We start from the raw sequence: 21,943 nt of genomic DNA, 5'->3' as shown, positions 1-21,943 counted from the left end.
ATTGGCCGAGAATCGCGGTGTAATTCTGTTCCAGGGACATGAAACTACCTGTGGGGATTTTCGCAAAGGGCAAGGGTACGGTGGCGGACACAACCCTGCAAGTTCGGTGTGACGGCTTTATTCGTCGCGGCCTTCCATCATCGTCCGTTTCAGCATCACATAAACCGCGCCGGCGCCGCCGTGGCGGGCCTGGCAGGAGCAGAAACCGAGCACTTGCGCATGCTGGCGCAGCCAGGTGTTGACGTGGCTTTTGATCATCGGCCGCTTGCCATCCAGGCGCACAGCCTTGCCATGAGTCACGCGTACGCAGCGGATTTCGAATTTGGTTGCTTCGGCGAGAAAGGCCCAAAGCGTCTCCCGGGCCTTTTCCACGCTCATGCCGTGCAGGTCGAGACTGCCTTCGAACGGGATCTGCCCGACCTTGAGCTTGCGCATCTGGCTTTCCTGCACGCCGTCGCGGGACCACATCAGCTCGTCTTCCGGGCCGACGTCGATCACGAACTGGTCGGACAAGCCGTCAATGATGGTGGTGTCGCTGCGCACGGTGGCGGACTGACGCAGCTTGGCGATCTGCGCGCGGTCAGCCTTGGGTTTGCCGGTGTCGGCGCGGTCGTGCTTGATCGGCTTGACGCCCTGGATGGCACTTTTGAACAGAGAAAAATCGTCGTCTTGCATGTCAGCCTCCGCGAAGGGCGGCCAGTTTACCCAAGTCGACAGAAAACGGCCCGGCAAAAAGCCAGGCCGTTGGGTCAGTCGTGTTTTTTCATCAGATGCGGGGACATGTTCAGTTCCCGCGATTGCCGTGCGCGACGGCGGCAGCGGCGCCACAGAGCAACGCCGAAGTACAGAAACAGCAAGCCGACGGCAAGCATGATTGCCGAGCCCAGCGGTGATGCGTTCAGGTCACCCAGCGCCGGCGGGCGGCCGAGCAGGCTGGCGGCGCCGGCCATCGCCAGCAGCACGCCGAACGTCGCCAGAATGGCCGAGATCGCCGCGCCAAATCGAAAACGCCAGTTGCTTTGGCCTTTGGGCCGCAAACGGCGTGCGTCAAATCCATCGGATAACTTCATTCCGACCTTCCTCAATGGTATCGGCCCTTCGACCGGGAGTTGACCGGGTTGTTCCTGAGGCTATGGCATTTGCGGCAAATCAGCGGATATAGCGGATGAGCGGCGCCAACGCACCGCTCACAAGGGCAGGATCAGATCAGGTCCTGAGTCTTGGCCAGCGTGGCGAAGTTGTCGGCCATGATCGCCATTTCCGCTTCCTGCACGCGTTCGGCGCTGAGCACGCCGCCCTTGAACGGCAGATCGCGGGTCGCGCAGGCGTCTTCGACCAGGGTGCAGCGGAAACCGAGGTTCTTCGCCGCGCGCACGGTGGTGCTGACGCTGGAGTGACTCATGAAACCGCAAACGATCAGATCCAAAGAGCCGAGGTTCTGCAGGCGCTCGAGCAGTTCGGTGCCATGGAACGCGCTCGGCAGCAGTTTGCCGATAATGGTTTCATCGCCTTGCGGTTCGAGACCGGGGATGAATTCGCCGCGTTCGCCCTGCGGGTCGAACAGGCCACCAACGGTGCCGAGATGACGCACGTGCACGATCGGCCGACCGGCGGCACGGGCTGCGGCAACCACTTGTTTGATGTTCGCGACGGCCGCGTCCATGCCGCTCAGGGCCAGCGGGCCACTGAGGTATTCCTTCTGGGCATCGATGATGACCACGGTGGCATGGCTCAGGGTGGCCGCTGCGTAACCGCGACCGCTGAGTTGAAACATCGTTTTTGGAACGGACATTCTGGGGCTCCTCGGGGTGGGGCTTTTGCGACATTGTCCTCTGGCTGAGCGGTTCTGTGAATCGCTACCATCGTAGGCGCCGTCGTTCTTGGCCTGCAGCCTTGTCAAGTTACACGTTCCGTTCAATGCCTGATGCAAAAAAAAGAAAACTCCTACCGGAACCGCGTGGTTTTTCCTGCGTCGTCGTCGCGCGTTTTGGCTGCTAGAATCGCCAGTCGTTTTTTCTGGAGTTCTACGCCGTGATCACTTCCCGACTTCGTACCCTGCGCGACCATATCCGTTGGGCCGTCAGCCGCTTCCATGGGGAGGATCTGTTTTTCGGTCATGGCACCGACAACGCCTGGGACGAGGCGCGCCAGTTGGTACTGGGCGCTTTGCACCTGCCTTGGGAAATCGCCGACAGCTATCTTGATTGCGCGCTGGAAGATGACGAACTGGTCAATCTGCAGCGCTTGCTCAAGCGCCGCATCGAAGATCGCGTTCCCACCGCCTATCTGCTCGGCGAGGCGTGGTTCTGCGGCATGTCGTTCATCGTCGACCCGCGCGTGCTGATCCCGCGTTCGCCGATTGGTGAACTGATCGAAAACCGCTTTGCACCGTGGATCGGCAACGAACCGGCGCGGATTCTCGACCTGTGCACGGGTTCCGGCTGCATCGGCATTGCCTGCGCTTTCGAATTCCAGAATGCCGAAGTGGTGCTCGCGGACCTGTCGTTCGAAGCGCTGGAAGTGGCCAACCAGAACATCGAGCGCCATGGCGTCGATGAGCGCGTCTACACCGTGCAGGGTGATGGTTTCGATGGCTTGCCGGGTCAGCGTTTCGACCTGATCGTGTCGAACCCGCCCTACGTCGACGCCGAAGATTTCGCCGACATGCCGGACGAATATCAGCACGAGCCGGAACTGGGCCTGGCCTGCGGTGATGATGGTCTGAATCTGGTCCGGCGCATGCTCGCCGAAGCGGCGGATCACCTGACCGAGAAAGGTTTGTTGATTGTCGAGGTAGGCAACAGCCAGGTGCACGTCGAGGCGTTGTACCCGGAAGTCGATTTCGCCTGGCTGGAGTTCCAGCGCGGCGGGCATGGCGTGTTCATGCTGACCGCCGAGCAGTGCCGCGCGCATCAGGCCCTGTTCGCGTCCCGCGTCTAAGGTTGTGACAGATCGTTCCCACGCTCCGCATGGGAACGATCAGTACGCGCTCAAGCCCTCAGCGGTGTGTAGCAATCCAGATCAACAACCCCGCCTGAAACACCGCAAACGCCACCAGACACGTAATGGTGAAACGCAACCCGGCATCTTCGCGCTTGAACTTGCTGACTTTTTCTTCCTGCTTCTTCAGCTTCACTTCCTGCTCGGCGAGATTCTGTTCGGCCTGCTGCAGCATCTGCGCGGCTTCAAGAATTTCGACGATCTGCAGCTTTTCGCTGTTCCAGTCACCGAGCAGATCACCGACCTGCACCGCCTTGATGCTGCCTTTCAAATGCTGGGCATCGGCGTAAGCCACATCGAAACCGTGCACGCGCAGGAAATGGTCGCGACGCAAGCGAGTGTCTTCGTTGAGCGCGTCCTTGTTGTTCAGGTCCATGCCTTCAACGGTGTAGCCGGGCCAGCGCTTTTTCGCCCAATTGATGCCTTGCGCAGCCATGAAGCGGCCGATACCGCGATTCAGCGGTTCGATCTGCAAGCCACTGTCGGGACCGAAACTCACTCGTTTGCTCGCGTGGTCGACCCACACATCGAGATGATTCTGCTCTTTGCGCACGCGCTGGTTGGGCAGCTTGATCGCCATGCGCATCAGGCTGCGCTCTTTGCTGTTGCGCTCGGCGTAACCGAATTCGACAAAGCGCAACGGCCGGCCGCCGGTGTTGCGGTCGGTCTGCAGCGGCGCCAGGCGGAGCATCTTGTGGTGCTCGGCCTGAACGTCCGCCCACGGCAGTTCGACCGCTGGCGATGCGTCTTTTTCAGCGCTGGTGTCGGGTGAAGTCTGGGTTTCAGTCATAACGGCGAGATCCTGTCCAAGCCCTGCTTGCCGCCAGACGTTGCGCTGGCGACAAAGGCTTATCGGCCGTTTTCTGTGAGGCTGGAGGGTAAAACGCAGTTAACTTGCACGAATTCCGTCAATAAATTCGATGACGGCGGCGCCCAGTTCGGCGGCCAGGGGCAAATTCGGGTCCTTGTAGGAGGCCAATTGCCGCTTCATGTCGTTGTGGACGATGCGCAGCACATGATTCATGCCTTCGATCACCGTCAGTTGCGCGTCCGGTTTCGCCGCCTTGAGCAGCTTCGCGTCCTCGGTGCCGACCTGAATGTCGTTGCTGCCTTGAACGATCAGTGCCGGCATTTTCAGCTGGGCAAAGGCTTGCGCCGGGTCCTGACGGAACAGCGAAATCAGGTACGGCTGCACGCTCGGGCGAAAGATCACCTGCAACGGTTGCGGCACGTTGTCATCGGTGTGGCCGGCCTTGAGGCTGTCGAGCAGTTCGTTGCTGCGCAGCATCAATGGTGGCGGCAGGCTTCGCGCCAACTGTTCGCGGATGACCTGATCGACCGGGCGCGCGCTGCCGGACAGCGAGATCACCGCCGCTGCGTCCAGCTTCGGCGCGGCGAGACTGGCAATCAGCGCGCCTTCGCTGTGGCCGAGCAGAATCAGTTTGCCGAAACGCGGATCGGCCTTGAGCTTCTGCCCCCACGCCACCGCGTCCGCCGCATAGCTTTCTACTGACAGATCACGTTCATCGGGAGCGGCCGCCAGGCTCGCCGCAACGCCACGCTTGTCGTAGCGCACGCTGGCGATGTTGTGTTTGGCCAGCACCCAGGCCAAGCGCTTGAGGCTGTCATTGCGCCCGCCGTCGGGGTTGTTTCCGTCGCGATCTGTAGGACCCGAGCCAGAAATCATCAGAACAATCGGCACCGGGCTGTCGGACTTGGGCAGCAACAGCGAACCGAAAAGTTCGCCGCTGCCGGTGTCCAGAGTGACCGGGCGCTGTAGGACTGTCGCTTGGGCAAAGCCGGTAAAGAGGGTAAGACTCAAGATCAGAACTCGCAGCATCATCACGCCATCATTGGTCAAGGTGCCGGTTGGACTCGCCAGCACCACTAAGGTTCGAGGATGAACTACTCGGTTAGCCTGCGTATACTGGCGCGCATCAAGAATTCGGGTTTGATTTCACGGAGCGTCCTGCATGTCCGGCAATACCTACGGCAAGTTGTTCACTGTCACCACCGCTGGCGAAAGCCATGGTCCGGCGTTGGTCGCCATTGTCGACGGCTGCCCGCCGGGCCTGGAGATTTCCCTGGAAGATCTGCAGCGCGACCTCGATCGCCGCAAGCCTGGCACCAGCCGCCACACCACCCAGCGCCAGGAAGCCGATGAAGTCGAAATCCTCTCCGGCGTGTTCGAGGGTCGCACCACCGGTTGCTCGATCGGCCTGCTGATTCGCAACACCGACCAGAAGTCCAAGGACTACTCGGCGATCAAGGACCTGTTCCGCCCGGCTCACGCCGACTACACCTATCACCACAAATACGGCGAGCGCGATTATCGCGGCGGTGGCCGCAGTTCCGCGCGGGAAACCGCCATGCGCGTAGCGGCCGGTGCGATCGCCAAGAAGTATCTGGCCAGTCAGGGCATCGTCATTCGCGGTTACATGAGCCAGCTCGGCCCGATCGAAATTCCGTTCAAGACCTGGGATTCGGTCGAAGAAAACGCCTTTTTCAGCCCTGACCCGGACAAGGTCCCGGAGCTGGAAGCCTACATGGACCAGTTGCGCCGCGATCAGGACTCGGTCGGAGCGAAGATCACCGTGGTCGCCGAAGGGGTCATGCCGGGCCTTGGCGAGCCGATCTTCGATCGCCTCGACGCCGAACTGGCCCACGCGCTGATGAGCATCAACGCGGTCAAAGGTGTCGAGATCGGCGCCGGTTTCGCCTGCGTCGCCCAGCGCGGAACCGAACACCGCGATGAACTGACGCCGGAGGGTTTCCTCAGCAACAACGCCGGCGGCATCCTCGGTGGCATCTCGTCCGGCCAGCCAATCGTTGCGCATCTGGCGTTGAAACCGACCTCGAGCATCACCACCCCGGGCCGCTCGATCGACGTGAATGGCAACCCGGTCGATGTGATCACCAAGGGCCGTCACGACCCTTGCGTCGGTATCCGTGCAACGCCGATCGCCGAAGCGATGATGGCCATTGTGCTGATGGATCACCTGCTGCGCCACCGTGGGCAGAACGCCGATGTGCGCGTGAGCACGCCGGTGCTGGGCCAGCTCTGATGGCTGCGCTCAAAGCCGTCGCGGCATAACCGGCGTGGCGGCGCTTCCTTACTGGCGGCTGTCCAGTTTCTATCTGTTCTATTTCGCCTTGCTCGGTTCGACAGCGCCGTTTCTGGCGCTGTACTTCGATCACCTCGGCTTCAGCGCCGCGCGCATCGGCGAGCTGGTGGCGATTCCGATGCTGATGCGCTGCGTGGCGCCGAACATCTGGGGCTGGCTCGGCGATTACACCGGCAGGCGTCTGGCCATCGTGCGCTTTGGTGCGGTGTGCACGTTGCTGACCTTTTCGCTGATCTTCGTCAGTCAGACCTACGCCTGGCTGGCGATGGTCATGGCCCTGCATGCATTCTTCTGGCACGCGGTGCTGCCGCAGTTCGAAGTCATTACCCTCGCGCATCTGCAGGGGCAAACATCGCGCTACAGCCAGATTCGCCTGTGGGGCTCGATCGGTTTCATCATCACCGTGGTAGTGCTGGGGCGGCTGTTCGAATGGCTGAGCTTGGACATCTACCCGGCGGCGCTGGTGCTGATCATGGCCGGTATCGTCCTGAGTAGCCTGTGGGTGCCGAATGCACAGCCGGCGCAAGGCAATCGGCCGGCGGGCGAGGGCTTTCTCAAGCAATTGCGCCATCCCGGCGTACTGGCGTTTTATGCTTGCGTCGCGCTGATGCAGGTGAGCCACGGGCCGTATTACACCTTTCTGACTCTGCACCTTGAACGCCTCGGTTACAGCCGTGGCGTCATCGGCATGCTTTGGGCCGTGGGTGTGGTGGCGGAAGTGTTGATGTTCATGGCCATGAGCCGCATTCTGGCGCGCTTTTCCCTGCGCCGGGTGCTGCTGGCGAGTTTCCTGCTGGCGGCGTTGCGTTGGGTGCTGCTCGGTTCGTTTGCGGAGTTTCTCTGGGTGCTGTTGTTCGCCCAAGTGCTGCACGCAGCGACTTTCGGCAGCTTTCATGCGGCTGCCATCGCTTTCGTGCAACGTAGTTTCGGCGCCCGCCAGCAAGGCCAGGGCCAGGCGCTGTATGCGGCACTGGCCGGCACCGGCGGGGCGCTCGGTGCGCTGTATTCCGGTTACAGCTGGAACGCCCTTGGCGCGACATTGACCTTTAGTATTGCCAGTCTCGCAGCGCTTGCCGCTGCCGTTATCATTGCCACATGTATGCAAGAGGACAGGCCATGAGCCTTAGCCGTGAACAGCTCGCCCAGCAGATCGTTGACGCCGGGCGTTTTCTATATGGCCGTGGCTGGTCGCCAGCCACCAGCAGCAACTATTCGACGCGCCTGTCGCCGAGCGAAGCGCTGTTGACCGTATCGGGCAAGCACAAGGGCCAGTTGGGTGTGGATGACGTGCTCGCTACCGATCTGTCCGGCAATAGCCTGGAACCAGGCAAGAAACCCTCCGCCGAAACCTTGCTGCACACCCAGCTCTACAGTTGGCGCGCGGAGATCGGTGCGGTGCTGCACACTCATTCGGTGAATGCCACGGTGCTGTCGCGTCTGACTCCGGAAGACTTCATCGAGTTCGAAGACTACGAATTGCAAAAAGCCTTCAGCGGCATCTCGACTCATGAATCGCGGGTGCGTGTGCCGATTTTTGACAACGATCAGGACATTGCGCGCCTCGCCGCCAAGGTGCAGCCTTGGCTCGACGCCCATCCTGATTGCGTCGGTTATCTGATTCGCGGCCATGGTCTCTACACCTGGGGCGCGCAGATGAGCGACGCGCTGCGGCAGATCGAGGCCTTTGAATTCCTGTTTGAATGCGAGTTGAAAACCCGCAGCGTCATGAACCGGCAAGGCTGAGTTCACCAGAAACAGCCCGTTTGCCTGATGCCACGTGGCGCCCGACCGGTCTGCAAGAGCCGGACGGCGCCGCCGCTACTGAGGAATTGCCCATGAGCAGCCTGTCCGTTTATCACGTTTCCAGCCCTGAGATTCCCAACAAGGTGCTGACCCATTTCGAAGACATCGCCTCGACGCTGGCCGAGCAGGGCGTGCGTTTCGACCGCTGGCAGGCCGCCGCGAAGATCCAGCCCGGCGCCAGTCAGGAAGAGGTCATCAGTGCTTATAAAGAGCAGATCGACAAGCTGATGACCGAGCGCGGCTACATCACCGTCGACGTGATCAGCCTCAACAGCGACCATCCGCAAAAAGCCGAACTGCGCGCCAAGTTCCTCGAAGAGCACCGCCATGGCGAAGACGAAGTGCGATTTTTCGTTGCCGGTCGTGGCTTGTTTACCCTGCACATCGACGATTACGTCTATGCCGTTCTCTGTGAGAAGAACGACCTGATCTCGGTTCCGGCCGGCACCAAGCACTGGTTCGACATGGGCGAACATCCGCACTTCGTGGCGATCCGTCTGTTCAACAACCCGGAAGGCTGGGTTGCCAATTTCACCGGCGAAGACATCGCCGGCCGCTTCCCGCGTCTGGAGGACTGAAACCGTGTCGATCAAAGCCATCCTCACCGACATCGAAGGCACCACCAGCGCGGTGAGTTTCGTCTTCGACGTGCTGTTTCCCTACGCCGCCAAACATTTGCCCGACTTTGTGCGGCAGAACGCTTCGCGTGCTGATGTCGCCGAACAGCTCGACGCCGTGCGTCGCGACAGCAACGAGGCGCAGGCCGATGTTGAACGGGTTGTTGAAATTCTTTTGAGCTGGATCGCCGAAGACCGCAAAGCCACGCCGCTCAAGGCATTGCAGGGCATGGTCTGGGCGCAGGGCTATCAGGCCGGGCAGTTGAAGGGGCATGTCTATCCTGATGCTGTTGAAGCGCTGCAACGTTGGCATGCGGCCGGTTATCAACTGTTTGTTTACTCGTCCGGCTCGATCCAGGCGCAGAAGCTGATCTTCGGTTGCTCGGAAGCGGGGGATCTGACACCGCTGTTCAGCGGCTATTTCGACACCACATCGGGGCCGAAGCGTGAGGCGCAGTCCTACCGCAACATTCAGCAGGCGGTGGGTGTTGAAGCCGATGAAATCCTGTTCCTGTCGGACATCGTCGAAGAGCTCGACGCTGCCCAGTCGGCCGGCATGAAAACCTGCGGTCTGGCGCGTGAAGGCGGGGAGTTGGCAGGGCACGTGACGGTGGACAGCTTTACCGGAATCGAACCGGAAGCGTTCTGACCATTGCACACATCCCTGTAGGAGCTGTCGAGTGAAACGAGGCTGCGATCTTTCGATTTAGGCATGAAATCAAGAGCAAAAGATCGCAGCGTGCCGCAGCTCCTACAAAAATCCTGAGCACATAAAAACAGGCCGTGAAGCGCATGCTCCACGGCCTGTTTTTGTTTAAAGCAAATTACAGCGAGTGATACGTCGGCAGAGCAAAACGCTGCTGGCTCTGCAGCATTGCAATTTGCGGCAGCTCGCTGGCTTGTTCGGCCAGGTCGCGGCGGATCGCGCTGATCGCCCACGACAGTTGGTCACCGGCATGCAGTTGCTGATACGAGAGGGCGCGTTTGAAGACTTTGCCGTCGCTGCTACGCAGAGTGAGCAGGATGCCACCGTCAGGACGTGGGGCAGTGCTGACTTCGTAGTTGGAGAACAGCGATGTAAATTTTTCTTGAATCAGGCTCATGTCATCAGCTCCGTATGTACTTGAATGGCAAGCATGCGGAGGTAGTTGCAGCGTTTGTGCCAGTATTGATGCGAATAAAATCCCTTTAAAATCAATAAGTTGAAGGCATTGCATTTTGCAGGCGTCGTGCAATCTGCATGAATGGCCATCGTGCATCCTGCATTTTGCGTGATTTTTCTCCGTACAACGGAACCAAACGTCCGTACCAGTATCCGCTCTTCCCCGAAGGCGCGACGGGATACAAATCATTGCAAAAACCGCGTGTACAGCCCCGCGAGCACTGACGTACTTTCCTTCTCGACCCACGGCGTAAACGCGTCGGTCGCAGTCATTACCCGATAACAAGAACAGCGGTCTGCACGTCAAGATCGAACGGGGAGCTTTCATGCGTCACGCACCAAGCGACACGATTACCTGGGGCATGATGCTCCGCAAACTGCCGATGATCGCCAAGGCCATCCCCCGGGTGGTCAAAGGCATGAAGGTGGCCAACGTCACGGATCCGACCCAAACGTGCGGCCTGGGCTGGACGTTCGAGCAGGCGACGCTGCGCAATCCCGATGGTGTGGCGTTGTTGCAGGGCGACGTGGCGTTGACCTATACACAGGTCAATCAGTGGGCCAATCGCATTGCGCATTACCTGAGCGAGCAAGGCATCGGCAAGGGCGATGTGGTCGCGGTGTTTATCGAGAACCGTGCGGAATTACTGGTGACAATCCTGGCGCTGGCCAAGCTCGGCGCGGTGAGTGCGCTGCTCAATACCTCGTTGATGCGCGACACGCTTGTTCACAGCATCAATCTGGTTGCGCCGGTGGCTATTGTGGTTGGCGAAGAACTGACCGCTGCCTATGCCGGCGTGCGTGATCAGGTTGCGATCGCAGCGCCGCGCACCTGGTTCGTCGCCGATCAGGACACCTACAGCCATCCGGGCATCGCGCCTGAGGGCTACGTCAATCTGATCAGCGCCAGTGCTGACGCCAGCAGCGATAACCCGCCGAGCAGCGCGCAGATTTTCTTCGACGATCCGTGTTTCTACATCTACACCTCCGGCACCACCGGCCTGCCCAAGGCCGGAGTGTTCAAGCATGGACGCTGGATGCGCAGTTCGGCGAGCTTCGGCATGATCGCCCTCGATATGCGCCCGGATGATGTCGTTTACTGCACCTTGCCGCTGTATCACGCCACGGGCCTGTGCGTGTGCTGGGGATCGGCGATCAACGGCGCCTCGGGTTTTGCCATCCGCCGCAAATTCAGCGCGAGTCAGTTCTGGAATGATGTGCGCCGCTATCGCGCAACCACCATCGGCTATGTCGGTGAGCTGTGTCGCTATCTGGTCGAGCAACCGGTCAGCGCCGATGACAGCCGCCACGACGTGCGCAAGATGATCGGCAATGGTTTGCGCCCCGGCGCCTGGGCCGAGTTCAAGACGCGTTTTGCCGTCGAGCACATTTGTGAGCTGTACGCGGCGAGCGACGGCAACATCGGTTTCACCAACATCCTCAATTTCGACAACACCGTCGGGTTTTCGCTGATGGCGTGGGAACTGGTCGCTTACGACCATGACAGTGGCGAGCCATTGCGCGGCGATGATGGTTTCATGCGCAAGGTCGGCAAGGGCGAGCAGGGCCTGCTGCTGGCGCGGATCGACGACAAGGCACCGCTGGACGGTTACACCGACCCGCAGAAAACCGCCCGCGTCGTCCTCCACGATGTGTTCAACAAGGGCGATCGCTTTTTCAACACCGGCGACCTGCTGCGCAATATCGGTTTCGGCCATGCGCAATTTGTTGATCGCCTCGGCGATACCTATCGCTGGAAGGGTGAAAACGTGTCGACCACCGAAGTCGAGAATTTGTTGCTGCAACATCCGCTGATCGCTGAAGCCGTGGCCTACGGTGTGGAAATCCCCAACACCAACGGGCGTGCGGGGATGGCTGCAATTACTCCCGCCGAATCCTTGGCCACGCTGGATTTCGCTGAATTGCTGAGTTTCGTCCGGCAACGTATGCCGGCTTATGCCGTGCCGTTGTTCTTGCGGGTGAAAGTGAAAATGGAAACCACCGGGACCTTCAAATACCAGAAGACTCGCCTGAAAACGGAAGGCTTTGACCCCGGGCTCACCGGCGATGACCCGATCTTCGCCTGGCTGCCGGGCAGCGAAACCTATGTGCATGTCAGTGAGCAAATCCTCGCTGAAATTCAACAGGGCAAACATCGATATTGAGTGTGGCTATCGGGACGCTCGGAAAAAACCGAGTGACAGCCACCGTCGCGCTCGGGAAACTGTCGGCTTTCCGATAGACCGAAATGGAGTGCCCCATGTCCGACCAAAGCCGCCAGATGACCCCTGAAGAAGCTGCCGAATTCACCGAGCAGGTTTTCAACAAGGCGCGCGACGGTGATGCCGAGATGCTTGATCGCCTGGTCAGCGCCGGGCTGCCGGTGAACCTGAAAAACAGCAAGGGCGACACCTTGTTGATGCTCGCCAGCTACTACGGCCATGTCGATGCGGTGAAGGTCCTGCTTAAACACAAGGCCGATCCGGAAATGCGCAATGGCAACGGCCAGAGCCCGATTGCCGGCGCTGCGTTCAAGGGCGATCTGGCGGTGGTCAAGGCGCTGGTCGAGGCGGGCGCCGAGATTGAAGGTTCTTCCTTCGACGGCCGTACCGCGTTGATGATGGCGGCAATGTTCAACCGCGTTGAAATCGTCGACTACCTGATTGGCCAGGGCGCTGACCCGAAAGCCAAGGACGCCAATGGCGTGACCGCGCTGGATGCGGCGCGGACCATGGGCGCGGTCGATACCACCGCGCAGCTGGAAAAGTTGCTGGCGTAAAGTCCACGGACTGTGGCGAAGGGCAGAATGCGCTATCCTTCGCGCCCTGAAAACTCACCTCCGCCACAGGATCCGCCCTCATGAAAGCCGCACTCGTCGAACTCATCAGCAAAATCAGCTCCGGCTGCATGGGCGAGGACGAGATCCTGAAGGTGGCCGACGAAGCCGCTCAGGCCTACGCCGATGCCGAGGCTTTTCTGGCCGCCAATCCGGACATCAACTACGACGATACTTTCCCGATCCCGCTGGGTGAGTGGGTAGTGGTCGGCAGCCTGCCGGAAACCGTGCTGTTTCAGGCCGATACCTACGTCGATCTGTTCGCACAAATCGTTGCCTCGTTTGGTCCGGGCGTGGATTTCAATCTCAAGCCCAAGCAACTGGCCAAGACCGAAGCAGTGACCGCACTCAACCGTATTCAGGTGCAGATGAGCAGCCTGAACAAGGAGAACGGCGGTTACACGTTGATGAACTTCAGCCAGTTGCTCGACGATGAGCTGCAAATGGTCCTGGTCTACGGCAACGATGTGCCCCGCGTGCTGGAGTTGTGCGCCGAGGTTGGCATCGCCGCCGCGCCAGCGCTGGAAGCCTTGAAGGTCGCCGTTCACGTCTGAACGCAATAAAAGGGAACCCTGCGCGCGACCGTCTATCCTAAAAGTGCATGCCACTATTCTGGAGCGACACCATGGGTTCCACGTTCAACGGTCTGATTGGCCTGATCATCCTTGCCCTCGACATCTGGGCCATCATCAACGTGCTGAAAAGCGGCGCCTCCACCGGAATGAAAATCGTCTGGGTGTTGCTGATCATCCTCCTGCCGGTGCTGGGCCTGATCATCTGGGCAATTGCCGGGCCACGGGGCAACGTCCGGATCTGAGCTGATTTTCGATCACACGGTCATCCCTGTGGGAGCGAGCCTGCTCGCGAAGACGTTGGGTCAGTCGCCATCACCGGCAACTGATGCTGCGCTTTCGCGAGCAGGCTCGCTCCCACAGTAATTTGCGCTGGTAAAAAACAACCGGAGGTTCGACCTGTCATCTTCGGCAACGTAGAATGCGCGCCTTTCCCGGGCAATCGTCCCCACGATGGCGCCCGCGCATTTATCGGAGCACTTGACCATGACCGTCACCAAGACCAGCGAGTACCTGGAAACCCTCTACGAAGGCTACGGCCAGCGTTTTCGCATGGAAAAACTGCTGCACGAAGTGCGCACCGAACACCAGCATCTGGTGATCTTCCAGAACCCGCGCATGGGCCGGGTGATGGCGCTGGACGGCGTGATCCAGACCACCGAAGCCGACGAATTCATCTACCACGAGATGCTCACTCACGTGCCGATCCTCGCCCACGGCACCGCCAAGCGCGTGCTGATCATCGGTGGCGGTGACGGCGGTATGCTACGCGAAGTGACCAAGCACGCCGGCGTCGAGCACATCACCATGGTTGAAATCGACGGCACCGTGGTCGACATGTGCAAGGAATTCCTGCCGAACCATTCCGCCGGTGCCTACGACGATCCGCGCCTGAACCTGGTGATCGATGACGGCATGCGTTTCGTCGCCACCACTACTGAAAAATTCGACGTGATCATCTCCGACTCCACCGACCCGATCGGCCCGGGCGAAGTGCTGTTCTCCGAGAACTTCTACCAGGCATGCCACCGCTGCCTGAACGAAGGCGGCATTCTCGTGACTCAGAACGGCACGCCGTTCATGCAGATCGACGAAGTCAAAACCACCGCCGGTCGCCTGCGCAGCCTGTTCCCGGACTGGCATTTCTATCAGGCGGCCGTACCGACCTACATCGGCGGTTCGATGACCTTCGCCTGGGGCTCGACCAACCCGGCCTACCGCAAGCTCAGCCGTGAAACCCTTCAACAGCGCTTCATCGGCAGCGGCATCGTCACCCGTTACTACAATCCGGAAATCCACATCGGCGCGTTCGCCTTGCCGCAATACGTGCTGCAAGCGGTCAACAAGCCGAGCAACGACTGATCACGCTGACGTCGCTCTGCAAGGGGGCTTTTGTGGTGAGGGGATTTATCTCCGTTGGGATGCGCAGCATCCCTGAACCGGCCTGCGCGGTGTCTCCGTCAAACCGCAATGTACGGTCTTACGACTGCTGCGCAGCCGGACGGGGATAAATCCCCACGCCACAGAGTCCGCCCTATCGATCGGATGGTTATTTTCACCGTTGTCGGCTGTAATCCTTTTGAACCAACTATCGCGGAAAAAAGTCGAGATAGAGGTAAGCCCATTTACGGGTTGATCGAGGAGGCACTGATGCAAAAGTGGAAAGTCACTTTCGTGGATGATCACGGTGAAATTGTCGATGAAGTCTTCGAACGTGAGGAATGCCCGTCCGATGATGAAGCCGCACGGCTCGTCAAAGAGCGGCTTCTTCCGGTCGCCGCCCAGCTGGATCTCAACGATCTGGAAGGGCGCACCGCCGATGCCGGGGTGAAAAACCTCAAGACCCAGAACGGCATCGAAATCCGCAGCATCACCCCTGTCTGAACACTTCCTGTCATCTCGTAAACCAGGCCTTGGCAGCGGCGCTCTCTTGGGGCTACTCTGCAAGCGAGATCAGCGAATGGATCGCTAAGGTCTGGTCTTGTCAGCTACATGCTTGTTTCCCGCGCGCAACCACGTTGCCGTAGTACTTAGGCCAAAAGGCCCGGGGCGGGAATACGGAAAGTCTATCCATCAATCGAGGGGGACGATTCATGAGCACAGCCTATCAAGAAGACATCAGCAGCAACGTTCTGCGCCGCATGAAAGAAGGCGGTTTCGATTTTTCCCGGTTCCATCCCATCGAGTTCTACGCGATTTTCCCGGACGAGGAGCGGGCGCGCAGGGCAGCAGGCAAATTTCGCGGTGAATCCATCAATGCCCAGGTCAGTGCGCGCGACGACGGCGCCTGGTCGCTGGAATTGAGCAAAGTGATGTACGCAACCTATGACGACATCGGCGATTTCGAGCAAGGCTTTTCAGCCGTGGTCGAACCGCTGGGCGGCATTATCGAGGGTTGGGGCGTGAAGCAGGAGGTGCGCAATCGTTACCGGTTGAATTGATATTGCGCATTGTCTGTCGGGCAACGGCTGACCTTCGGGTCGGCCGTTGTCGTTTCTGGCTTCTGCACATCGCAGTGGCAAAACCCTGAAACAAGAATCCCGGGCAAAAAAAAGCCACCGGAGAGGGTGGCTAAAAGGGAAGACGGGTATGCAATAAAGTCCTGTCGGGACGGGGCTGCCAAGGCAGTTCAGATCGGTTGAGCTGTCTACTTCGCGGCGGCGTGCCGGGGAAGTTTTGCAGCGAATGCGCGGATTATCCGCAGTCGTGGCCGGGCAGTGAAATCAACTCTGACTATGCTGGTGATAGGCGATGCAGTGCGTCGCAATGAAGCGGGGGCAATCGGGCCGGGGCATTTGCCGCACAGGAATGGTGCGCAGCCTTCGGCGTGTATCTACAACCGATTGAAATCAAAGCGTTTATGCCGATGGCACGGGCCTTGCGAAGGCCTGTATGTCCGGAGTGACAAGGAGTACGGCATGATCCGCACCTATTTTGACGAGATGTACGATGCCGGCGGCCTGGTCCGCCCGCATTACCGGGAATTTGCCCGCTGGCTGGCCGAGACGCCCGACGAGCTGCTCGCGCAGCGCCGCCGCGAGGCCGATCTGCTGTTCCACCGTGCCGGGATCACCTTCACGCTCTATGGCGACGAGCAGGGCACCGAGCGCCTGATTCCGTTCGACACCATTCCCCGCAGCATTCCGGCCAGTGAATGGCGGATTGTCGAGCGCGGCTGCATCCAGCGGGTCAAAGCGTTGAACATGTTTCTCGCCGACCTCTACCACGAGCAGCGCATCATCAAGGCCGGGATCATTCCCGCCGAACAGGTGCTGGCCAACGAGCAATACCAATTGGCGATGCAAGGTCTGGATCTGCACCGCGATATCTATTCGCACATCTCCGGCGTCGATCTGGTGCGCGACGGCGATGGCACTTATTACGTCCTCGAAGACAACCTGCGCACCCCCAGCGGCGTCAGCTACATGCTCGAAGACCGCAAGATGATGATGCGTCTGTTCCCCGAACTGTTCTCCGCCCAGCGCATCGCCCCGATCGATCATTACCCCAATCTGCTGCTCGACACTCTGAAAAGCTCAAGCCCGATCGACAACCCGAGCGTGGTGGTGTTGACGCCGGGACGCTTCAACAGCGCGTTCTTCGAACACGCGTTTCTTGCCCGGGAAATGGGCGTGGAACTGGTGGAAGGTGCGGATCTGTTCGTGCGTGACGACAAAGTCTTCATGCGCACCACTGACGGCCCGAAAGCGGTCGACGTGATCTACCGCCGGCTCGACGACGCATTCCTCGACCCGCTGGCGTTCAACCCGGACTCAATGCTCGGCGTGCCGGGGCTGCTGTCGTCCTATCGTTCCGGCAATGTGGTGCTGGCCAACGCCATCGGCACCGGAGTGGCGGACGATAAATCGGTGTATCCGTTTGTCACCGACATGATCCGTTTCTACCTCGACGAAGAGCCGATTCTGAAAAACGTGCCGACCTGGCAGTGCCGCAACCCGTCCGAGCTGTCCCATGTGCTGGCCAATCTTCCGGAACTGGTGGTCAAGGAGACCCAAGGCTCCGGCGGTTACGGCATGCTCGTTGGGCCAGCCGCGACGACAGCGGAAATCGATGCCTTTCGTGAGCGCATCAAAGCCAAACCCCATGCCTACATCGCGCAGCCGACGCTGTCGCTGTCGACCTGTCCGACCTTTGTCGAAAACGGCATTGCACCGCGCCATATCGATTTGCGTCCGTTTGTGTTGTCCGGTCGCGAAACCCGGGTCGTGCCCGGCGGTTTGACCCGTGTTGCGTTGCGTGAAGGCTCCCTGGTGGTGAATTCCTCCCAGGGCGGCGGCACCAAGGACACCTGGGTAGTCGAGGATTGAAGGAAGCTTGCCATGTTAAGTAGAACTGCCTCGGATCTGTACTGGATGTCGCGTTACCTGGAGCGTGCGGAGAATCTCGCGCGCATGCTCGACATCAGTTATTCGCTGTCGCTGATGCCGCAGGATGGGCGCGGCGACGGTCTGCACGAACTCGCCATGCCGTTGCTGATCACCGGCACCCTGGACGATTACCTTGAACGCCACGGTGACCTGCACGCTGAACGCTTGCTGCATTTCTTCGCACTGGATGCGGCCAACCCGGCCAGTATCTACAGCTGCCTTGGCGCAGCGCGAGCCAGTGCCCATGCCGTGCGCGGGCGTATCACTGCCGACATGTGGGAAAACATCAATGCGACCTGGCTGGAGATTCGCGGCATCGCCGAACAGGGCCTGAGCCGCTACGGCATGAGCCGTTTCTGCGAATGGATCAAGGAGCGTTCGCACCTGTTTCGCGGCGCCTCTTACGGCACGATCATGCGCAACGACGCGTTTCGCTTCATTCGTCTGGGCACGTTTATCGAGCGCGCGGACAACACGCTGCGCCTGCTCGATGCCCGTTACGAGATGGCCGGCGATCAGGCCGAAGCAGTCAGCGACGGCACGGCGCACGCCTATTACCATTGGAGTGCGCTGCTGCGCGCCTTGTCCTCATTCGAGGCCTACACCGAAATCTACCGCGACGCGCCCGGCGCCCGGCATGTCGCCGAACTGCTGCTGTTGCGCGCCGATGTGCCGCGTTCGCTGCGTGCCTGTACCGAAGAGATCGACCAGATCCTCGCGCAACTGCCAGGCGCCAATGGCCGCCCGGCACAACGCCTGGCGGCGGAAATGGACGCGCGCCTGCGCTACACCGGCATCAACGAAATCCTCGAAGAAGGCCTGCACGCCTGGCTGACCGAATTCATCCCGCTGGTGCGCCAGTTGGGCAACGCCATTCACAGTTCCTACCTGGAGGCTGCATGAGACTTTCCATAAGCCACGAGACCACCTATCACTACGAAGATCAGGTGCGCGCGAGCATCCAGTACCTGCGCCTTACGCCCCACGACAGCGAGCGCCAGCATGTCCTCAGTTGGCAACTGGACCTGCCGCGTCCGGTGCGTGCGCAGCTCGATCCGTTCGGCAACATCCTGCATGTGCTGACCATGGACGAGCCGCACGAAGCGATCATCATCGGCGCCCGTGGTCAGGTCGATATTGACGAATTGCGCGAGGCCGAACATGAGAGCCAGTCGGCGCTGCCGTTCCTGCGCTTCACGCGCCTGACCGAAGCCGATGAAGCCTTGCGCGAATTTGCCGCGAAGAACTGCAAGCAACGGCGTGATCGCACCGCGCTGATCGACTTGATGCATGGTTTGAATCAGCACATGACCTACACGCCGGGCTCAACCGAAGTCGACACCAGCGCCGCCGAAGCTTTCGCCGGTCGCGCCGGGGTTTGTCAGGATCATACCCATGCGTTTCTGGCCTGCGCGCGCAGCCTCGGCGTGCCGTCGCGTTACGTGTCGGGTTATCTGTACAGCGAAGATTGCGAGCATCTGGCCAGTCATGCCTGGGCAGAAGCGTGGCTGGATGACGCCTGGTACAGCTTCGACGTGACCAACCAACTGGCGCGCCCGGAGCGACACTTGAAGCTGGCGGTGGGCCTGGATTATCTCGATGCCTGCCCGGTCCGCGGCATGCGCCGGGGCGGCGGCTGCGAGCAGATGCACGCCAAGGTATTCGTCTCGCCGACGCCGGTTATTTCCGTGCAGCAACAATAGCTCGACGCACGCAAAGCCCTGTGGGAGCGAGCCTGCTCGCGAAAGCGGTTCATCAGCCAGCCAACCAGCGACTGACACTCCGCCTTCGCGAGCAGGCTCGCTCCCACAAGGGAGACTGCATCAAGGCTTGGCTTTGCGGCCGGCCATGTGCTTGAGATAGCCCACCAGCATTTCCAGGTCTCCATCCGGCAACACCTGCGCGGAAAACCCGGGCATCTTCGCCTGCGGCCACTGACGCAAACTCTGCGGATCGCGGATGTAGCGCTTCAAGAAATCCGCCCCAAAATACTCGGTCGGGCTATACGGAATATTCAAATCCGGACCGAACTGCGCGTCTCCGGCACCATTCAACCGGTGGCAGGCCAGGCAGTTTTTCTGAAACAGGGCAAAACCCTTGTTCACCGGATCATCGGCCTTCAAGGCAGGATCGGGCAGCAGGGCAGGGAAGCGTTGGGCCACCGGCGCCATCAACTTGATGCTGGCGACTTCGAACGGCCACTGTTCGGGGCTGATATTACCGGCCTGCGGATCGGTCCAGACCAGATAGAACGGCCCGGCGCTGTGCTTGCCGGCAGACAGCGGTGGCCACGGCCGCGCCGGGTCCTCGATTGCCAGCCATGCGCGTGCGCCGTCCTTGTTCAGCAAGGGCGCGGCGGCCAACTCTGCGGCAAAGCCATCCAGCGCCACCGCCTGCAAGTGATCCTCCGGCTTCACTCCCGTCAGCAATGCGGCCAGCGGCACGGCCTGATAGGTCATGTCCTTCTTGTAGGAAACATCATTGTTGATCGTGAGAGTTTGCAGCTGAGGATGCTTGAGCAGCTCTTCGGTCTGCCAGGTGCGGCTGTTTGCGCCCAACTGCAGATCCAGCTGTGCGGCGGACAAGGGCAAGCTCAGCAGCAAGGCACCGAGCGCAGTGAGCGTTTTCAAATGATCGCCGTCCATGTCGTGGGAGTGCGCAAAGGTTGGCACAACCACGCTGGCCCGGGTAGCGGGCCAGTCACATTTTCAGTGGCGATATACAGCACGCGACGTTTGAATCAGCCGATGACCTTGGTCAGATTCGGCAAGATCAACAACAGCGTCGTGGCGAAAAGAATGAGTCCTGCTTGACGTACTTTCGGTTGTTTGAACATGGCTTGACCGCCTTTATTGTTATTTCCTGATGCATGCCTGACTGCATATCCCTGACGGCACGCGTTGCACTTCCTGTTAAAGGACGCCCGTCTCGGCAAAACCCGACGACGATGGCGTACATCTTCACCTTAGAGCCCGCGTCTGCCTTCGCTTAGATCCATTTCATATGGAGTTCTTGGCAAAAGCTTTTAAAACGGCATGAGGCGTATTGCCAGCTTCTTTGCCGCCCGCTGGCTAGACAACTCGGCGACCTGAACCGGTTCACCTGATGACGGATGACCGTCCGTCTGAGCGTGTGCGTCAAGCGCTTTGAGCAATGTGGTCATTGCTTGCCAGTCGGCGCAGGGCGAAAGTGAAGTGACAATAAATCAGGTTCGAGGACGTCATGACTGAAGCTTTGATTTTCGATGCGTTGCGCACCCCGCGTGGCAAAGGCAAGGCCGATGGCGCGCTGCACAGCGTGAAGCCGGTCAACCTGGTGGCCGGTTTGCTGAGCGCCTTGCAGGCGCGCACCGCGCTGGACACCAGTCAGGTCGATGATGTCGTCCTCGGCTGCGTCACGCCGATCGGCGATCAAGGCTCGGACATCGCCAAGACGGCGGTGCAAGTGGCCGACTGGGACGTCAGCGTCGCCGGTGTGCAGATCAATCGTTTCTGCGCTTCGGGTCTGGAAGCGGTGAATCTTGGCGCGATGAAAGTGCGCTCGGGCTTCGAGGATCTGGTGGTGGTTGGCGGCGTCGAGTCGATGTCGCGGGTGCCAATGGGCAGCGATGGCGGCGCCTGGGCGCTGGACCCGCAGACCAACCTGCACAGCCATTTCACCCCGCAAGGGGTCGGCGCCGATCTGATCGCCACCCTCGAAGGCTTCAGTCGGCAGGACGTCGATGCCTACGCGCTGCACTCGCAGCAAAAAGCCGCACGAGCGCGGGCCGACGGCTCCTTCAACAAGTCGCTGGTGCCAGTGCAGGATCAGAACGGCATCATCCTGCTTGATCACGATGAATTTATCCGCGCCGAATCGACCCTCGAAGGTCTGGGCAAGCTCAAGCCAAGTTTCGAAATGATCGGGCAGCTGGGCTTTGACGCCACGGCGTTGCGGGTCTACAGCCATGTCGAGCGGATCAACCATGTGCACACGCCGGGCAACAGTTCCGGAATTGTCGACGGTGCGGCGCTGATGCTCATCGGCTCCGAAGCCAAGGGCCGCGCGCTGGGGCTGCAGCCACGCGCGCGTATCGTCGCCACGGCCGTCACCAGCACAGATCCGACCATCATGCTCACCGGCCCGGCGCCGGCGACTCGCAAAGCGCTGGCCAAGGCCGGACTGCGCGTGCAGGACATCGATCTGTTCGAGGTCAACGAAGCGTTTGCTTCGGTGGTGTTGAAATTCATCAAGGACATGGCCGTCGATCCCGGCAAGGTCAACGTCAACGGCGGCTCGATCGCCATGGGCCACCCGCTGGGCGCCACGGGTTGCGCGATCCTCGGCACCCTGCTTGATGAACTGGAAGCGCGGCATCTGCGCTACGGCCTGGCGACGCTGTGTGTCGGCGGCGGCATGGGCATTGCCACCATCATCGAACGCCTCTGAGCCCCGACTTCA

General features: G+C 60.2%; 24 protein-coding genes. 17 read left to right on the top strand and 7 right to left on the bottom strand.

Annotation, left to right across the window (positions count from 1 at the left end; translation table 11 throughout):
* Nucleotides 1–117 precede the first annotated feature (117 nt).
* The 3 genes from D8U71_RS07760 to D8U71_RS07750 all read right to left on the bottom strand — a co-directional run bounded on the left by D8U71_RS07760 (nucleotide 118) and on the right by D8U71_RS07750 (nucleotide 1,792).
* Nucleotides 118–675, bottom strand: coding sequence for a Smr/MutS family protein (locus D8U71_RS07760; protein ID WP_016773770.1), 558 nt, complete (start codon nucleotides 673–675; stop codon nucleotides 118–120).
* 74 nt (nucleotides 676–749) lie between these two features.
* Nucleotides 750–1,070 (bottom strand): hypothetical protein, encoded by a 321-nt coding sequence (locus D8U71_RS07755; RefSeq protein ID WP_016773771.1) that lies wholly within the window; start codon nucleotides 1,068–1,070, stop codon nucleotides 750–752.
* Between the two features lie 131 nt (nucleotides 1,071–1,201).
* Nucleotides 1,202–1,792, bottom strand: a complete 591-nt coding sequence (locus D8U71_RS07750) for a cysteine hydrolase family protein (RefSeq protein WP_016773772.1) — start codon at nucleotides 1,790–1,792, stop codon at nucleotides 1,202–1,204.
* A gap of 239 nt (nucleotides 1,793–2,031) precedes the next feature.
* On the opposite strand from D8U71_RS07750, the gene prmB reads away from it, so the two are divergent.
* Nucleotides 2,032–2,940 (top strand): 50S ribosomal protein L3 N(5)-glutamine methyltransferase, encoded by a 909-nt coding sequence (prmB, locus tag D8U71_RS07745; protein ID WP_130887536.1) that lies wholly within the window; start codon nucleotides 2,032–2,034, stop codon nucleotides 2,938–2,940.
* Nucleotides 2,941–2,998: 58 nt separating this feature from the next.
* Here the strand turns inward: prmB and D8U71_RS07740 are convergent, their stop codons facing one another.
* Both D8U71_RS07740 and D8U71_RS07735 read right to left on the bottom strand, forming a co-directional pair.
* Nucleotides 2,999–3,790 carry a hypothetical protein gene (locus D8U71_RS07740; protein ID WP_130887535.1) on the bottom strand — a complete coding sequence of 264 codons (792 nt, stop codon included), beginning with the start codon at nucleotides 3,788–3,790 and terminating at the stop codon, nucleotides 2,999–3,001.
* A 99-nt stretch (nucleotides 3,791–3,889) separates the two neighbouring features.
* Nucleotides 3,890–4,843: an alpha/beta fold hydrolase gene (locus tag D8U71_RS07735; protein ID WP_125927483.1), complete on the bottom strand. Its 954-nt coding sequence runs from the start codon at nucleotides 4,841–4,843 to the stop codon at nucleotides 3,890–3,892.
* Between the two features lie 130 nt (nucleotides 4,844–4,973).
* On the opposite strand from D8U71_RS07735, the gene aroC reads away from it, so the two are divergent.
* The 5 genes from aroC to mtnC all read left to right on the top strand — a co-directional run bounded on the left by aroC (nucleotide 4,974) and on the right by mtnC (nucleotide 9,194).
* On the top strand, nucleotides 4,974–6,065 hold the full coding sequence (aroC, locus tag D8U71_RS07730) for a chorismate synthase (RefSeq protein WP_024012223.1): 1,092 nt from the start codon (nucleotides 4,974–4,976) through the stop codon (nucleotides 6,063–6,065).
* 34 nt (nucleotides 6,066–6,099) lie between these two features.
* On the top strand, nucleotides 6,100–7,245 hold the full coding sequence (locus tag D8U71_RS07725) for an MFS transporter (protein WP_073472596.1): 1,146 nt from the start codon (nucleotides 6,100–6,102) through the stop codon (nucleotides 7,243–7,245).
* Nucleotides 7,242–7,868, top strand: a complete 627-nt coding sequence (locus D8U71_RS07720; protein ID WP_024012225.1) for a methylthioribulose 1-phosphate dehydratase — start codon at nucleotides 7,242–7,244, stop codon at nucleotides 7,866–7,868. The genes D8U71_RS07725 and D8U71_RS07720 overlap by 4 nt, the downstream gene beginning before the upstream one ends.
* Before the next feature lie 92 nt (nucleotides 7,869–7,960).
* Entirely contained in the window at nucleotides 7,961–8,506 is a 546-nt protein-coding gene (locus tag D8U71_RS07715; RefSeq protein ID WP_038861971.1) for an acireductone dioxygenase, read from the top strand.
* 4 nt (nucleotides 8,507–8,510) lie between these two features.
* Nucleotides 8,511–9,194: an acireductone synthase gene (gene mtnC / locus D8U71_RS07710; protein WP_125918578.1), complete on the top strand. Its 684-nt coding sequence runs from the start codon at nucleotides 8,511–8,513 to the stop codon at nucleotides 9,192–9,194.
* Between the two features lie 175 nt (nucleotides 9,195–9,369).
* Here mtnC and D8U71_RS07705 read toward each other — a convergent pair whose 3' ends face one another.
* Nucleotides 9,370–9,648: a DUF3509 domain-containing protein gene (locus D8U71_RS07705; protein WP_016773780.1), complete on the bottom strand. Its 279-nt coding sequence runs from the start codon at nucleotides 9,646–9,648 to the stop codon at nucleotides 9,370–9,372.
* A gap of 385 nt (nucleotides 9,649–10,033) precedes the next feature.
* On the opposite strand from D8U71_RS07705, the gene D8U71_RS07700 reads away from it, so the two are divergent.
* From D8U71_RS07700 to D8U71_RS07655, 10 genes are all read left to right on the top strand, one after another.
* A complete protein-coding gene (locus D8U71_RS07700) occupies nucleotides 10,034–11,872 on the top strand; it encodes a long-chain-acyl-CoA synthetase (protein ID WP_125918577.1) in 1,839 nt (612 codons plus the stop codon).
* Nucleotides 11,873–11,967: 95 nt separating this feature from the next.
* Nucleotides 11,968–12,486, top strand: a complete 519-nt coding sequence (locus tag D8U71_RS07695; RefSeq protein ID WP_016773782.1) for an ankyrin repeat domain-containing protein — start codon at nucleotides 11,968–11,970, stop codon at nucleotides 12,484–12,486.
* A gap of 80 nt (nucleotides 12,487–12,566) precedes the next feature.
* Entirely contained in the window at nucleotides 12,567–13,097 is a 531-nt protein-coding gene (locus D8U71_RS07690) for a hypothetical protein (protein ID WP_130887534.1), read from the top strand.
* A gap of 71 nt (nucleotides 13,098–13,168) precedes the next feature.
* Nucleotides 13,169–13,360 carry a PLDc N-terminal domain-containing protein gene (locus tag D8U71_RS07685; RefSeq protein WP_016773784.1) on the top strand — a complete coding sequence of 64 codons (192 nt, stop codon included), beginning with the start codon at nucleotides 13,169–13,171 and terminating at the stop codon, nucleotides 13,358–13,360.
* A gap of 241 nt (nucleotides 13,361–13,601) precedes the next feature.
* A complete protein-coding gene (gene speE, locus D8U71_RS07680; RefSeq protein ID WP_016773785.1) occupies nucleotides 13,602–14,477 on the top strand; it encodes a polyamine aminopropyltransferase in 876 nt (291 codons plus the stop codon).
* A gap of 288 nt (nucleotides 14,478–14,765) precedes the next feature.
* Nucleotides 14,766–14,999, top strand: a complete 234-nt coding sequence (locus D8U71_RS07675; RefSeq protein WP_016773786.1) for a hypothetical protein — start codon at nucleotides 14,766–14,768, stop codon at nucleotides 14,997–14,999.
* Nucleotides 15,000–15,208: 209 nt separating this feature from the next.
* Nucleotides 15,209–15,556, top strand: a complete 348-nt coding sequence (locus D8U71_RS07670) for a ribonuclease E inhibitor RraB (RefSeq protein ID WP_003223226.1) — start codon at nucleotides 15,209–15,211, stop codon at nucleotides 15,554–15,556.
* Between the two features lie 477 nt (nucleotides 15,557–16,033).
* Nucleotides 16,034–17,443, top strand: coding sequence for a circularly permuted type 2 ATP-grasp protein (locus D8U71_RS07665; RefSeq protein WP_016773787.1), 1,410 nt, complete (start codon nucleotides 16,034–16,036; stop codon nucleotides 17,441–17,443).
* Nucleotides 17,444–17,455: 12 nt separating this feature from the next.
* Nucleotides 17,456–18,406: an alpha-E domain-containing protein gene (locus D8U71_RS07660; protein ID WP_130887533.1), complete on the top strand. Its 951-nt coding sequence runs from the start codon at nucleotides 17,456–17,458 to the stop codon at nucleotides 18,404–18,406.
* Entirely contained in the window at nucleotides 18,403–19,206 is an 804-nt protein-coding gene (locus tag D8U71_RS07655) for a transglutaminase family protein (RefSeq protein WP_016773789.1), read from the top strand. Before D8U71_RS07660 ends, D8U71_RS07655 begins: the two co-directional genes overlap by 4 nt.
* Nucleotides 19,207–19,326: 120 nt before the next feature.
* On the opposite strand, the gene D8U71_RS07650 is transcribed toward D8U71_RS07655, so the two are convergent.
* Nucleotides 19,327–20,148, bottom strand: a complete 822-nt coding sequence (locus tag D8U71_RS07650) for a cytochrome c (RefSeq protein ID WP_130887537.1) — start codon at nucleotides 20,146–20,148, stop codon at nucleotides 19,327–19,329.
* 577 nt (nucleotides 20,149–20,725) lie between these two features.
* On the opposite strand from D8U71_RS07650, the gene D8U71_RS07645 reads away from it, so the two are divergent.
* Nucleotides 20,726–21,931 (top strand): acetyl-CoA C-acetyltransferase, encoded by a 1,206-nt coding sequence (locus tag D8U71_RS07645; RefSeq protein WP_130887532.1) that lies wholly within the window; start codon nucleotides 20,726–20,728, stop codon nucleotides 21,929–21,931.
* The last annotated feature ends 12 nt before the right edge of the window (nucleotides 21,932–21,943 follow it).

Source organism: Pseudomonas sp. Sample_21 (genome assembly GCF_004307525.1).
GTDB classification, from domain to species: Bacteria; Pseudomonadota; Gammaproteobacteria; order Pseudomonadales; family Pseudomonadaceae; genus Aquipseudomonas; species Aquipseudomonas atacamensis.
Note: the sequence above shows the minus strand (reverse complement) of the source record. Positions and strands in the feature narration are given on the sequence as shown.